This is a genomic window from Sphingosinicella flava, from assembly GCF_016025255.1.
GTDB lineage: Bacteria > Pseudomonadota > Alphaproteobacteria > Sphingomonadales > Sphingomonadaceae > Allosphingosinicella > Allosphingosinicella flava.
The window spans coordinates 184,401-198,961 of sequence record NZ_CP065592.1 but is presented as its reverse complement, the minus strand read 5'-3'; the positions used below and the strand labels follow the sequence as shown (position 1 = coordinate 198,961).

The window sequence follows — 14,561 nt, the reverse complement described above, 5'->3', positions numbered from 1 at the left end:
GTGGCAGCTCATAAAAAAGGGCGGTAGTTTCCTACCGCCCTCAAAGTCCTCGATGACCAATTAGAAACCCACGCGAACACCGATGTAGAACCGGCGACCAAATGGGTCGTAAACGTCAGCTTGAGTTTCCGTTCCAGTGATTGATGCCGTAAACGGCGGATTAGGCAAGAACGGCGGCTTCTTATCAAAAACGTTATTAACGCCGCCATACAAGCTAAACTCATTACCGTCACCAATATTATAGCGCAGTTGTACATCGTGATAAAGGTAAGACGGTATCTTGTTCATAGCCACGATATCTGGGTTGGAATTCGTGAACGTCGAACTTGAAACTGCTTTACTCAAGAATGTCGACTGCCAGCTCGCAGTAAACGGTCCGGTAGTGTATGAGAGGCGCGTGGTGAAACGGTCTTTGGAAACACCGGCAGTGCCAGCATTTTCTATGACAGGCGCAGACGGATTGCCCTGAGTTTTTAGATAGAGCAAGTGAGAGTAGTTGAACGTAAACGAGATACGATCACTTTCCCCAATGCGGCGATCATAACGAAGATTCGCATCGATACCGGAAGTTTTAAACGTTGAAACGTTAATCAACTGACCATTAACGGTACGAAGCCGACCATCAGTCCCACGAATTACGTTATCGCAGAATACTGGATTCCCAGTAAGAAGGCACTGCTGCACACTTGTTTGGCGACCCAGGGTTGCAATCGCATCTTCGACCTTAATCTTAAAATAGTCGACCGTGAGACTTAAACCTGGAACCTGAAGAGGCGCCACTACTGCGCCCAATGTCAGCGTCTTTGCCGTCTCTTCGTTAAGATCGGTATTTCCGCCGACAAAGCCATTAACGGACTGCTGTTGGGATAGAGTATAGCTAAACGTTCCATTTGCGGCGATATCAGCTGCAATGGCCGGAATGGCACGACAGGCTGCACCATATCCTCCCGGATTATTTGAAGCAGTCACGCCATTACATGGATCAGTAATGGATGCAAAGGTCTCGTTTGGCGGGGTGAACAGCTCGCTGATGTTAGGAGCCCGGTTTGCATTAGCATATACACCGCGGAAGCGCAGACCTGTAAATGGCTCGAATTCAGCACCAGCGTTCCAGCTCACGACGGTTCCAATTGTCGAATAATCCGACACCCGGATTGCACCAGTAAGACCCAAGTAATTGACGAACTGGTCCTTTAAAAGAGGAAGATTGACTTCACCAAAGCCTTCAATGACGTCAAATTGACCTTTAAGATCTTGAGTAACGTTGCCAATATTCAGACCCGCGTTAGTCAATACGTCGTTATCGGCAAAAGTTTTTTCCTTACGATATTCCACACCCAAAGCGATACCTAGATCGCCGGCCCACAGGGTTACAGGCGAGCCGGAAATGCTAGCACTGACGACATGCTGCGTGTTGGTGATATCCAAACTACGAGGAGTATCAGATTGAACGTAAGCCGAAGCCGCTTCACTCGCTGTACCAGCTCCGAAGAGGTTAAGCGGTGCACAACCTTCGGCGCGAGCGGCTACACTGCGGCAAACGATTTCACCGGAAGGCAAGCGAATGGCATCAAGGGCGTTTGCGATACGGCTTTTAACAGCCGTTTCGCTCTCCGTGTAATCCTTAAACTGGCCAAAGACATAGCTGAGATCGTAGTTCCAGCCACCAGCGAAGTCGCCACGTAAGCCGGTAGCAATACGATAAACATCGCGATCATTTTTGTTGCTGCGGTCGAACACCTCATTGAAACGACGCTGAGCTGCAATGCCAGTAATATCATTAGCAGGATTGGCGTCTGAATTCCTCGCGGCAATAACCGCCTGAATAGCTGCTGGGATGAAGGGGTTATCAATCGCAATAACTTGCGGGATGTCTTGCGTTGCGATTGGGCCAATCGCAATTGCAGACGGTTCCAGTCGTGACCTTGACTTAGTCTTGGCATAGGTACCCTCGGCAAAAAGCTCCAGGTTGTCAGTCAGGTCATATCTGACGATAGCACTGCCGAGCAATCTCTCAACCGGCACTGCGATGTAGCGCTCAGCGTTACGATTGAACCCGGCTCCACGACCTGTAATCAGATTATTATTGGGATCAAAACTGAAGTTCGGGGTACTCCCCACTGCACCTGCAGTATTCACATAATAAAACTGGCCTTGGGGACCATAAATGCTGTATGACGCGGGGCCACAGATAATGCCGGCGGCATTTCCCAAGGGCGTACCGCAGTCTTGATCTGAAATGTCACGCTTGCGGGAAAGCAAACCTGTATCCTTATCATAGGACAAGTGAGCGATCACTGAGCCCCTGTCACCCATGAAGGTTGTCCCACCGGTCGCACCCACATAATAACGAGGATTATCCCCCTCATCTGTAATATTATACTGCGAACGGATCGAGATGCCCTCAATCTTATCCCTGAGGATAAAGTTCACGACACCAGCTATAGCGTCCGAACCATAGACGGAAGATGCACCGCCGGTTACGGTTTCGACGCGTTCGATGAATTCAGCAGGGATGTTGTTGACGTCAACAGCAGACGTACCAGCAAGACCCGCAATAAAGCGTCGACCATTGACAAGGGTCAACGTACGATTACCACCAAGGTTACGCAGATTGAGGGTAGCGACACCATTGCCTGAGGTCAAGAAATTGGTGTTAGTACGAGTGTTGCCTACGCCAAATTGCGGCAACTCTGTAAGGGTATCCTGGATATTCGTCGCCGCATCGGCTTGAATGTCTTGTGATCCAATGACAGTTACTGGGACGATTGAGTCCAGGTCTGGCCGTGCGATACGAGAGCCCGTAACCACGATGGCATCAGGCTCGTCCTGGGCAGCCTGCTCCTCCGTTGCAGAAGGCGCTTCTTGCGCAGCCAGCGGAGCAGCGGCAAAGGCGCATCCGGCAATAACCGTTGACGCCAAAAGAGAGCGCGTCATTTGCATTTTCATTCTGGTATCCCCCTAAACACATAACTGATAATGGAGAGCGGCAGGTTATCCGCTGGCTCAAAAGTTACAATTGCTTCGCTGCAATGGAACCATATTTGGATGGAGTGTAACTTGTTTGTCACACCCTCACTACAGAGATAACCAAAATTCAACATCTATCCTGTTGAGTGCATTGGGTATATCTCTTACCAAGAGTAGTCAGCAACTCATACTGCGACAAACCCGATTGCATTGAGGCTCTCAGCAAGTTCAGATCAATTTCCACCCAGTTGTTTTCGTACGGATCTGTAGCTCGATCGACTAAAATTGTAGTGAGGTCCATAGAAACCGTCCCTGCAACTGGAAGCAATTCCCCCATGATTCTCGCATGCCCATTATTGGAGAACCTCCTTGAATATCCGTCTGCATAACCAAGGTTGAGGATCGCCACTTCCATATCGTGTGGTGCAGTGAAGGTAGCATTGTAGCCGATCGTATCACCTGCTTTCACTTTACGACGCTGGACCACTTGTGCCTCCACCGTGAAGACCGACCGGACATACCCTTCCGCCTCCCGCCGCGGAATGCCGCCGTATAGGGCAAGGCCGGGGCGGGTGAGGTTGAAATGGTAATCGGGGCCCAGGCAAATGCCTGCGCTGTTGGCGAGACTGTAGCGGCGGGCGTTTACTTTGTTAGCGGCAGCGCGAAAGACTGTGAGTTGTCTTTCGTTTTGCGGCACGTCTTCGTCGGCCGAGGCCAAATGGCTGTGCAGGGTCTCGATCCTTAATCCATCCAGCAGCCCGCTCACCGCCTCCTCCGGCGTCAGGCCGAGGCGGTTCATGCCGGTGTCCACCATCACGTCGCACGGGCGGTCCGGGGCGATCTCCTTCCAGCGGCGCACCTGCTCCGGGCTGTTGAGGACGGGGCGAGCGGGAAAATCCGCGGCGTAGGCGGCGTCTTCGCGCGATACGCCGTGCAGGATGCATAGGGATGCATCCCCGCCAATCAGCGGCAGCAGGGGCTGGGCTTCGGCGTAGGTCGTCACGAAAAAATCGCGGCATCCCGCCTCCAGCAAGGCTGGAACTACCCGCTCCGCGCCGAGGCCATAGGCATTCGCCTTCACCGCCGCGCCGCATGCGGCGGTGCCGCTCATTTTGTCCAGCCATCGCCAGTTGGCCTGGATGGCGGAAAGGTCGATGGTCAGGCGGAGCGGTTTATGGGGCTGGATCACAGGGGCGGGAATAGCCGGTCCAGGGCCCTAGTCCAACTCCCTTCCAGCGGTTTCGGGCAGCCAGAAGAAAGTCACGGCAAGCGCCATCGCGACCACGCCGATCGTATACCAGAGGCCTGCAAAGGGATCGCCGGTGCGCGCCACGATATATTGGCTGATGAAGGGGAGGAAGCCGCCGAAATAGCCGGTGCCGATATGATAGGGGATCGACATGGAGGTGTAGCGGGTGCGCGCCGGAAAAAGCTCGACCAGCAACGCCGCGACGGGACCGAACGTCATGCCCGACAGGAAACCGATGACGGTGATGGCAAGAACGAGCTGCCACAGCCGCCCGGCCGGGGGGACGATCTTGTCCAGCGGGTAGCCGGCGGCCTTCAGCGCCGCATCCAGCGCGGCAGGGTCGGACGCTTGAACTTCGGTTCCGCCGATCGTGACGGCAGGCGCGGCGCGCGGGGCTTCGACCTTCGCATAGGCGACGCCCTTTTTCGACAGAATGTCGAGGATTCGGCCGCATGCCGTCGTCTGCCCGCCCGTCGCGAACGGATCGTAGCGGCAATCCGATCCCGTCACCACCACGGGGCTCCGCTCCATTGCCGCGGAGAGGCCAGGATTGGCGATATTCGCCATCCAGTGGAACAGCGGGAACATGAGGAGAATGGTGAGGGCATAGCCGATGACGATCGGCTTCCGGCGGCCGACCTTGTCGGACAGCCAGCCGAACAGGAGGAACCAGAAAACGCTGATCGCGGCCGCGATGCCGATTACGATGCGGGCTGTCGTATCGTCGATGCGCAGCGTGTTCTGGAGGAAATAGAGCGCCTGGAACTGGGCCGTGTACCAGATGACGGTCAGGCCCGCCGCGATGCCGAACAGGGCGACGAGAACCATCTTCACCTTCGGCCAGCTGTCGAAGCTCTCGCGCAAGGGATTGCGCGCGACTTCGCCCGCTTCCTTCATCGCCTGGAAGACCGGGCTTTCCTTCAATTTCAGCCTCACCCAGAGCGAGATGGCGAGGAGGACGAGCGAGAAGAGGAAGGGCACGCGCCAGCCCCAGGCTTCCCATTGCACGGGGTCGACGAAGGCACCGGAGACGAGCACGACGGCGAGGCTCAAGAGGAAGCCGCCGATCACGCTCGCCTGGATGAAGCTGGTGTAGAAACCGCGCTTGTCGCGGGGCGCATGCTCCGCGACGTAGACGGCGGCGCCGCCATATTCGCCGCCGAGCGCAAGTCCTTGCGCCAAGCGGCAGATGACGAGCAGGATCGGCGCGGCGATGCCGATCTGCGCGTAGGTCGGCAGCATGCCCACCGCCGCGGTCGCGACGCCCATCAGGGTGATGGTGACGAGGAAGGTGTATTTCCGCCCCAGTCTGTCGCCCAGATAGCCGAAGAAGATGGCGCCCAAGGGCCGAACGCCGAAGCCCGCGCCGAAGGTGGCAAGAGCGAGCAGGAATCCCGCCGTTTCGTTCGCGGCCGGAAAGAAGAGCTTGGCGATCAGGACCGCAAGCGTGCCGTAGACGAAGAAATCATACCATTCGAACACGGTGCCCAATGCCGATGCAAAGATCACCAGGCGGTCGCGCTTCGCGTCCACGACGAAATCGCCGGCCACAGCTGTTGCCATATCCCCTGCCCTCTCCCGTTCTTTCCGGCGAGATTGGCGGGCCGTTCCGCTTTAGGCAAGCGTCAGCCGAGCGCGGCGTGCGCCTTTTCCCAATTGCGCCCGTCGAAAGGCTGCGCGGTGACGGTCAAGCCGCCCGGATTGCCGACCGCATTGAAGTTCACGCTCCACGCGTCCGGGTGGGAGCGCGGCTGGTAAAAGCTTTTCACGCCGCATGTGCCGCAGAACAGATGGTCCGCGGCGCCAGTGCCGAATTTATAGCTGGTCAAGGCGTCCACGCCGGACATAAGCCGGAAATCGGCATGCGGCACGATCAGATGCCGGAATCCCGTCATCCCGCAGATCGAGCAATTGCAATCGAGAATTTCGACCGCGCCTGCAACCTCCGCCTCGAAACGGACGGCGCCGCAATGGCATCCGCCGGTGATCCTCATCGCACGCATCCCGTCAGAACAGCCGCGCGCCGTTCGGCACCGGGCGGTCGGGGCGGGTCAGGACAACGGCGCCATTGTCGTCGGGAAAGCCGACGGTCAGCACTTCGGACATGAACGGGCCGATCTGCCGCGGCGGAAAATTCACCACGGCGGCGACCTGCGTGCCGATGAGGTCTTCGGCCCGGTAATGGTCGACAATCTGGGCGCTGGATTTCCGGATACCGATGCCGGGACCGAAATCGATCTTGAGCTTCCAGGCGGGCTTGCGCGCTTCCGGGAAGGATTCGACCTCGACGATCGTGCCGGCGCGGATGTCGACCTTCAGAAAGGCATCGAAATCGATGAGGCCGGCCGGAGGATCGGAGGACTTATGCATCACTCCACCGTGACGGATTTCGCCAGGTTCCTCGGCTGGTCGACATCCGTCCCCTTCGCCACGGCGACATGATAGGCGAGGAGTTGGATCGGGATGGCGTAGACGAGCGGCGCGATCAGCGGGTGGACCTTCGGCATTTCGATGGTCGCGATCGTGCCTTCGCTGGCTTGGGCAAGGCCTTCGGCGTCCGAGATCAGCACCACCTTGCCGCCGCGCGCCTGGACTTCCTGCATGTTCGATACGGTCTTTTCGAAAAGCGGGCCGGAGGGCGCGAGGACGATGACGGGGACGTTGTCGTCGATGAGGGCGATGGGACCGTGCTTCATCTCGCCCGCCGCATAGCCTTCGGCATGGATGTAGCTGATTTCCTTCAGCTTCAGCGCGCCTTCCATGGCCATCGGATAATCCGGGCCGCGTCCGAGATAGAGGACGTCGCGCGCTTTGGCGATGAGGGGAGCCATCGCCTCGATATCCGGATCGTGGGCGAGCGCGGCATTCATTGCGGCGGGTGCTTCGGTCAGGTGGAGGACGATGTCTTTCTCTTCCTCTTCGCTGAGCTTGCCTTTTTCGCAAGCGACGCGGGCGGCGAGGGCGGCGAGAACGGCGAGCTGGCAAGTAAAGGCCTTGGTCGAGGCGACACCGATTTCAGGGCCGGCATGGGTGGGCAGGAGAAGATCCGCTTCGCGCGCCATCGAGCTGGTGGGGACGTTCACGACCACCGCAACCTTCTGCCCTTGTTCGCGGGCATGGCGGAGAGCGGCCAAGGTATCCGCAGTCTCGCCCGACTGCGAGATGAAGAGAGCAAGACCGCCCGGCTCCAGTACCGGCTGGCGATAGCGGAACTCCGAAGCGATATCGAGCTCGACCGGCACGCGGGCGAACTGTTCCAGCCAATATTTGGCGACCATGCCCGCATAGAAGCTCGTGCCGCAGGCGACGATGGTGATGCGCGGCACGTCGGCGAAGCTGAACGTCATGTCCGGCAGCGCGACCTGCTGCTCGAAGGGGCGGATGTAGGTCTGGAGCGTCTGGGCGACCACGATCGGCTGCTCGTAAATTTCCTTCTGCATATAATGGCGGTGATTGCCCTTCTCGATCGCCGCCGCGCTGGCCCCGGAGAGCGTGACCGGGCGTTCGACGGGATTGTCGTCGCGGTCGTAGATTTGCGTGCCGTCGCGGGTGATGACGACCCAATCGCCTTCTTCGAGATAGCTGATCTTCTGGGTGAGCGGCGCCAAGGCGAGAGCGTCGGAACCGAGATAAGTTTCGCCCTCGCCATAACCGACGACGAGCGGCGAGCCGAGGCGCGCGCCGATCAGCATGTCCGGATGCTGGCGGAACAGGATCGCGAGGCTGAAGGCCCCGTGAAGGCGCTTCAGGATCGTCGCGACCGCGTCCTTGGGCGAAGCGCCGCGCTCGACTTCGCGGCTGACGAGGTGGGCGACGACTTCGGTGTCGGTCTGGCTGGTGAAGGTGCGGCCATCGGCGATCAGTTCTTCGCGAAGCGGACGGAAATTCTCGATGATGCCGTTGTGAACGAGCGCGACTTCGTCCGTCGCGTGCGGATGCGCATTGTCGCGGGTCGGCGCGCCATGGGTCGCCCAGCGCGTGTGGGCGATGCCGACCGTGCCGGGCAATGGCGCGGCGTCCAGTTCGCGGGCGAGATTGTCGAGCTTCCCTTCGGCACGGCGGCGCTCCAGACAGCCATCGACGATGGTACAGAGACCGGCCGAGTCATAACCGCGATATTCGAGGCGGCGGAGACCTTGCAGCAGGCGATCCGACACTTCTTCCCGGCCAAGAATACCGATGATCCCGCACATATTTTCATTCCCTGATTGTGTTCCGGCGAAGGCCGGAACCCAGCTAGGCCCCGGCTTTCGCCGGGGCACAACGATGTGATTACTTGCTCTTCTTCGCCGCCATAGCCGTGCGGAAGCGGGCCGCCCAGCCGCTTCTTTCTTCCTGTTTGCCGCGTGCGATGGCGAGGGCGTCTTCGGCGACATCCTTCGTCACCACGGAGCCCGCACCGACGATGGCGCCCTTCCCCACCGCGACCGGCGCGACGAGAGCGGTGTTGGAGCCGATGAACGCCCCCTCGCCGATCACGGTGTTGTATTTGAGGAAGCCGTCATAATTGCAGGTGATGGTGCCCGCGCCGACATTGGCGTTCGCGCCGACATCGGCGTCGCCGATATAGGAAAGGTGATTGGCCTTGGCGCCCTTGCCGAAGCGACTCTTCTTCACCTCGACGAAATTGCCGATCTTGGCCTTTTCGCCGATCTCAGCCCCGGGGCGGAGGCGGGCATAGGGGCCGATCTCCGCGCCGGGTGCGACGGTCGCCCCCTCGACATGGCTGAAGGCGCGGATGGTCACGCGCTCGCCGATGCGGACGCCGGGGCCGAAAACGACGTTCGGTTCCACCACCGTATCGCGGCCAATTTCCGTGTCGTGGGAGAAGAAGACGGTTTCGGGCGCGATGAGGGTGACGCCGTCGGTCATCGCCTGGAGGCGGCGGCGGTCCTGCCACTGGCGCTCCACCTCGGCGAGCTCGGCGCGGCTGTTGATGCCCGCCACTTCCCACGGTTCGGCCTCGATGGCGGCGGAGCGGCGGCCATCAGCGGCGGCGAGGACGACGACGTCGGGAAGATAATATTCGCCCGCCGCATTGTCGTTGCCGATGCGGGCGAGGAGCGGCCAGAGATCAGCCGAGCGGATGGCAATAAGGCCCGAATTGCAGAGAGTGCAGGCGCGTTCTTCCTCGCTCGCATCCTTATGCTCGACCATTTTTTCGATGGTGCCGTCCGCGCGGGTGATGACCCGGCCGTAGGACAGGGTGTCGGCGGGACGGAAGGCGAGGACGACGCTGGCGGGCCTGTCGTCTGCGTGGAGCCGAGCCAGCATCCGCTCCATCGTCGCGCTGGTAACGAGCGGAGCATCGCCGAAAAGGATCAGGACGTCACCATCGAAACCGGCAAGGCTCTGCTCGGCTTGCTGCACCGCATGGCCTGTGCCGAGCTGCGGTTCCTGCACCACGACCGTGCCACCATGGCGCTGGGCGACCGGCTCCACCTGCTCGCGACCGCTGCCGACGACCACGACGGTGTGCGCGGGCGACAACGTGTCCACGCTGGCCAGCAAATGCTCCAGCATCGGGCGTCCGGCGATAGGGTGCAGCACTTTGTGAAGATCGGATTTCATGCGCGTGCCCTTGCCCGCGGCAAGGACGATCGCGGCGACGGCGCGTGGATTCGGCATAAGGCTCCCTGACTTGGGCCTCCATTGGCACGACAGCCTTGCCATTTCCAGAGGCGCCTATAAGCCGCGCGACCATGGTTTTTCCGTTCAACGTGGTTGCCTTCGATCTCGACGGCACGCTTGCCGACACGGCGCCCGATCTGACCGACGCGCTCAACCATGTGCTGGGGGAACTTGGGCGGCCTGGCATTCCGGCGGAGACGGTTCGGAACCTCGTCGGGCATGGGGCGCGGGCTTTGCTCCGCAAGGGCCTCGCGGTGACGGGCGGGTCGACGGAAGAACTGGTCGAACGGGGTTTCCCGCTCTTCATGGATTTTTACGGCCGCAACATCTGCAAGGGCACGGCGCCTTATCCGGGTGTGGAGGCGGCGATGGACGCGCTTGCGCAGCAAGGCGTGGCGCTCGCCCTGTGCACCAACAAGCCTGAGTCCCTCGCCGTCCAGCTGATCGACGCGCTCGGCTGGCGGGGGCGCTTTCGGTCCATCGTGGGCGGCGACACGCTGCCGGTGCGCAAGCCGGATCCGGCGCCGCTCTTCAAGGCGATCATGGATGCGGGCGGCGGACGCGCCGCATTCGTCGGCGATTCGATCACGGATGCCGATACGGCGCGGGCCGCCTCGCTGCCGCTGGTGGCGGTGAGTTTCGGCTTTTCGGATCGGCCGGTGGCTGAACTTGGCGCCAGTGCCGTGATTGATCATTTCGACGAACTGGTACCCGCTCTTTATCAGGTGAAAAGATAGGTTGTGCTCCGGCGAAGGCCGGAGCCCAGCGGCACCGACGGAAGGATTGGGCTCCGGCTTTCGCCAGAGCGCAACTGTTCACCTAACATGAAAGGCTCTAGAAGAGCCGCCATGGGGCGATACCAGCCGAAGACTGTGCTTTTGGGCCTGGCCGTCGCCATGGCGGCGATCCTGCTTACCGTTGCGCTCGGTGCATCGCTCCTCCTTTCCGTGCTGGCGCTTTTCGCCGGTGCAGCTTCGGCCCTGTTCATTACGCGCCGAGCCAGCGGCGAGGCCGAAGTGGCCGATGAAGCGCCGATCATCGCGGCACCGCCGATCGAAGCCGCGCCGATCCTCGATGCGGTGGAGGATCCCCTCCTCCTCGTCCGCGAGCGGCGCGTGGTGCTGGCGAATGCGGCGGCGCGGGCGGTGCTGGGGGAGCATATCGCGGACGCCGACGTGCGGCTCGCCATCCGGCATCCGGCGGCGGCGGAGCGGCTCGCCAATGTGGCGGAGGCGGAAGCGTCCGGCATCGAATTGCTCGGCATCGGCGGGAGCGAGCGGCGGTGGGAAATGTCGGTCGCCAGGTTGCCGGACGGTGCGCGGCTGGTGCGGCTGACCGACCGCAGCCGGGTCCATGCGGCGGAGCAGATGCGCACCGACTTCATCGCCAATGCGAGCCACGAGCTGCGGACGCCGCTCGCCACCGTGCTCGGCTTTCTCGAAACGTTGCTCGACGATCCGGATGCGCCGCCGGAAGCGCGCAATCGCTTCCTGAAGATCATGTTCGACGAGGCAACGCGGATGCGGCAGATCGTCAACGACCTTATCTCCCTCTCGCGCATCGAAGCGGAGCGTTACACATTGCCCACCGAGCCCGTGGACCTGCTTCCGGTCTTGTCCGAAGTGGACAACACCCTCGAAAATGTCGTGAAAGATCGCAAGTCCGAGATCAGGATCGAAAATCTCGCGGGTGAAACGCTGATCCCCGGCGATCCTGCGCAGCTTCACCAGCTTTTCAGCAACCTCGTCGCCAATGCGCTGAAATATGGGCGCGAGGGGCGGCCGGTGACGGTGCGGATCGAAAATTCCGGGCCGGAAATGCTGAAGGTCGACGTGATCGACGAAGGCGAAGGCATCGCGCCGGAGCATCTCCCGCGTCTTACCGAACGTTTCTACCGCGTCGATGCGGGGCGGAGCCGGTCGGTGGGCGGCACCGGCCTTGGGCTCGCCATCGTGAAGCATATCGCCGGACGCCATTTGGGGCGGCTCGATATACGTTCCACGCAAGGGATCGGAACGACTGTCAGCGTCTATTTGCCGCGCTGGACCGGAGCATTGTCATAAAAGAGTCACGCAAGTGTCACAGTAAGTGAGCCGAACGGTCTTAGGGACGCCACCAATCTCGAAGAGCGGGATTGCATGGAGGCAATATGAAGAAATCGATTCTTGCGGTCGCGACGCTGGCGCTGGCAGCCTGCGGTCAGAATAATGGCGGAGAAGGCGCGGCCGGGGACGCGCGCAACCAGATCCGCATCGTCGGATCGTCCACCGTCTATCCGTTCGCCAAGGCGGTCGCCGAGCGCTTCGCCCAGGTGAACCCGCAATTCGGCGCTCCGATCCTCGAATCGACGGGCACCGGCGCGGGCATGAAATTGTTCTGCGCGGGCGTCGGCGCTCAGCATCCCGACATCACCAACGCCTCCCGCCGCATCAAGGCGAGCGAGCTGGAAGACTGCAAGAAGAACGGCGTCAACCAGGTGGTCGAAGTGCAGGTCGGCATTGACGGCCTGGCGCTCATCGAAGCCAACAATGCCCAGCCGATGAAGCTGACCCTCGAAGACGTCTACAAGGCGCTCGCCGCCAACCCCTATGGCAAGCCGAACACCGCCAAGACCTGGCGCGACGTGAACCCGGCGCTCCCCGCTATCGCCATCCAGGTCTATGGACCGCCGCCGACTTCCGGCACCCGCGACGCGCTCGCCGAGATGATCCTCGAAAAGGGTTGCAATCAGAACGCCGAGATGAAGGCCCTGAAGGACAGCGATTCCGACAGGCATAAGGACATCTGCACCAAGGTCCGCGAAGACGGCGCCTATGTGGAAGCGGGCGAGAACGACAACCTGCTCGTCCAGAAGGTCGCTGCCAATCCGGGCGCCATCGGCGTGATGGGCTACAGCTTCCTCGAGGAAAATGCCGACAAGGTGCGCGGCCTGCCGCTGAACGGCGTCGCGCCGACCGCGGCGACCATCGCCTCTTTCGACTATCCGGGCGCCCGTCCACTCTTCATCTATGTGAAGGGCGAGCATGTGAACGCCATTCCGGGCATCAAGGAATTCCTCGCCGAATTCGCCAAGGCCTGGACGCCAAGCGGTTACCTCGCCCAGCACGGCCTCATCCCCTCGCCCGCCGACGCGCAGGCGAAGGCGCTGGCGGCATCCACCGGCCTGACGCCGGTTCAGGCCAGCGAATTGAAGTAAGCATGGAAGCAGGCCTCCGCCACACTCCCTTAATGTGCTCCTGCGAAAGCAGGAGCCCAGAGGATGGCGCCGACTGGGCTCCTGCTTTCGCAGGAGCACGGAAAGCGGCGGAGGCCTGCTGACATGTCGCTTATTGCCATCGCCTTGATGATCCTTGGGCTGGGCCTCGTGGCCTGGCTGACGGCACGGGCGCGCGCTTCCGCCCTAGCGCGGACGGATGCAGGGCGGCTTCATTCCCTTCCCTCCTATCACGGCTGGTATGTCGCGCTTTGGGCGATCGTCCCGGCCCTTCTGTTTCTCGCCGTCTGGAGTTCCTTTTCCGGCGGCCTGGTGACGCAGGCGGTGCTGGACAGCCCCGCTGCCGTTGGGCTTCCCGCCGAACCGATGCAGCGCGGCGCGATCCTCGCCGAAGCGCGGGGCGTCGCCGAAGGCACGGTACCGGGCGCTTTCAACCCGATGTCGAACGCGCTCGCTCCGGCCTATAAGGACGCGATCTTCCAATATGGCCTGATCGGCGCCGGCGCGGCCCTTTTGCTCGCCTTCGCGGGCGGCGCCTTCGCCTTTACACGCGTGTCGCCGCATTTCCGGGCGCGGACGAAGGTGGAGCGGCTGGTGATGGGCGCATTGCTCGTCGCCTCGCTGGTCGCGATCCTGACGACGCTCGGCATCGCCCTGTCGCTGCTGTTCGAATCCCTGCGTTTCTTCGCACGCGTTTCGCCGGTCGAGTTCCTGTTCGGCACCACCTGGAGCCCGCAGACGGCGATCCGCGCCGATCAGGCGGGATCGTCCGGTGCGTTCGGGGCGGTGCCGCTCTTCTGGGGCACGATCTTCATCGGCGCGATCATCGCGATGATCGTTGCCATTCCGCTCGGCCTGATGAGCGCCATCTTCCTCACCCAATATGCCGCGCCGCGCACGCGCAAGGTGATGAAACCCTTGCTCGAGGTGCTCGCGGGCGTGCCGACCGTAGTCTACGGCTATTTCGCGGCCCTGACCGTCGCGCCCGCCATTCGCGATTTCGCCGTGTCGGTCGGCATTCCGGGCGCTTCGTCGGAATCGGCTTTGGCGGCAGGTCTCGTGATGGGCATCATGATCATCCCGTTCGTCTCCTCCATGGCCGACGACAGCATCGCCGCCGTGCCCCAGGCCATGCGCGACGGGTCTCTGGCGTTGGGTGCCACGAAGTCCGAAACGATCAAAAAGGTGCTGCTGCCCGCAGCCCTCTCTGGCGTGGTCGGCGGCGTGCTGCTCGCCGTTAGCCGCGCGATCGGCGAGACGATGATCGTGGTGATGGCGGCGGGGCTTGCCGCGAACCTCACCGTCAATCCGTTCGAAAGCGTGACGACGGTCACCACCCAGATCGTCCAGCTGCTGACCGGCGACCAGGAGTTCGACAGCGCCAAGACCCTGTCCGCCTTCGCGCTTGGGCTGGTGCTGTTCATCGTCACCCTGCTCCTCAACATCGTCGCGCTGCGCGTCGTGAAGAAATATCGGGAAGCGTATGAATAAGCCCGT

11 protein-coding genes are annotated in these 14,561 nt (G+C 61.2%); 4 read left to right on the top strand and 7 right to left on the bottom strand.

What is annotated here, in order from left to right; genetic code table 11:
* Nucleotides 1–60 precede the first annotated feature (60 nt).
* The 7 genes from IC614_RS01040 to glmU form a co-directional block, all read right to left on the bottom strand.
* Nucleotides 61–2,949 (bottom strand): TonB-dependent receptor plug domain-containing protein, encoded by a 2,889-nt coding sequence (locus IC614_RS01040; RefSeq protein ID WP_200971909.1) that lies wholly within the window; start codon nt 2,947–2,949, stop codon nt 61–63.
* 148 nt (nt 2,950–3,097) lie between these two features.
* Entirely contained in the window at nt 3,098–4,159 is a 1,062-nt protein-coding gene (alr, locus tag IC614_RS01035; protein WP_404829135.1) for an alanine racemase, read from the bottom strand.
* Nucleotides 4,160–4,186: 27 nt separating this feature from the next.
* Nucleotides 4,187–5,782, bottom strand: a complete 1,596-nt coding sequence (locus IC614_RS01030; RefSeq protein ID WP_200971908.1) for an MFS transporter — start codon at nt 5,780–5,782, stop codon at nt 4,187–4,189.
* A gap of 62 nt (nt 5,783–5,844) precedes the next feature.
* Nucleotides 5,845–6,213: a GFA family protein gene (locus IC614_RS01025; RefSeq protein ID WP_200971907.1), complete on the bottom strand. Its 369-nt coding sequence runs from the start codon at nt 6,211–6,213 to the stop codon at nt 5,845–5,847.
* Nucleotides 6,214–6,226: 13 nt separating this feature from the next.
* Nucleotides 6,227–6,589: a tRNA-binding protein gene (locus IC614_RS01020; protein ID WP_200973038.1), complete on the bottom strand. Its 363-nt coding sequence runs from the start codon at nt 6,587–6,589 to the stop codon at nt 6,227–6,229.
* Nucleotides 6,589–8,412 (bottom strand): glutamine--fructose-6-phosphate transaminase (isomerizing), encoded by a 1,824-nt coding sequence (gene glmS, locus IC614_RS01015; RefSeq protein WP_200971906.1) that lies wholly within the window; start codon nt 8,410–8,412, stop codon nt 6,589–6,591. Before glmS ends, IC614_RS01020 begins: the two co-directional genes overlap by 1 nt.
* A gap of 79 nt (nt 8,413–8,491) precedes the next feature.
* On the bottom strand, nt 8,492–9,847 hold the full coding sequence (gene glmU, locus IC614_RS01010; protein WP_200971905.1) for a bifunctional UDP-N-acetylglucosamine diphosphorylase/glucosamine-1-phosphate N-acetyltransferase GlmU: 1,356 nt from the start codon (nt 9,845–9,847) through the stop codon (nt 8,492–8,494).
* A gap of 74 nt (nt 9,848–9,921) precedes the next feature.
* Between glmU and gph the strand changes: the two genes are divergently transcribed.
* The 4 genes from gph to pstC all read left to right on the top strand — a co-directional run bounded on the left by gph (nt 9,922) and on the right by pstC (nt 14,555).
* Nucleotides 9,922–10,587, top strand: coding sequence for a phosphoglycolate phosphatase (gene gph / locus IC614_RS01005; protein WP_200971904.1), 666 nt, complete (start codon nt 9,922–9,924; stop codon nt 10,585–10,587).
* Nucleotides 10,588–10,698: 111 nt separating this feature from the next.
* Nucleotides 10,699–11,913: an ATP-binding protein gene (locus tag IC614_RS01000; protein WP_200971903.1), complete on the top strand. Its 1,215-nt coding sequence runs from the start codon at nt 10,699–10,701 to the stop codon at nt 11,911–11,913.
* Between the two features lie 86 nt (nt 11,914–11,999).
* On the top strand, nt 12,000–13,046 hold the full coding sequence (locus IC614_RS00995) for a substrate-binding domain-containing protein (RefSeq protein WP_200971902.1): 1,047 nt from the start codon (nt 12,000–12,002) through the stop codon (nt 13,044–13,046).
* A gap of 123 nt (nt 13,047–13,169) precedes the next feature.
* The gene (gene pstC / locus IC614_RS00990) at nt 13,170–14,555 is read left to right on the top strand and encodes a phosphate ABC transporter permease subunit PstC (protein WP_200971901.1); all 1,386 of its coding nucleotides are present in this window, start codon (nt 13,170–13,172) and stop codon (nt 14,553–14,555) included.
* The last annotated feature ends 6 nt before the right edge of the window (nt 14,556–14,561 follow it).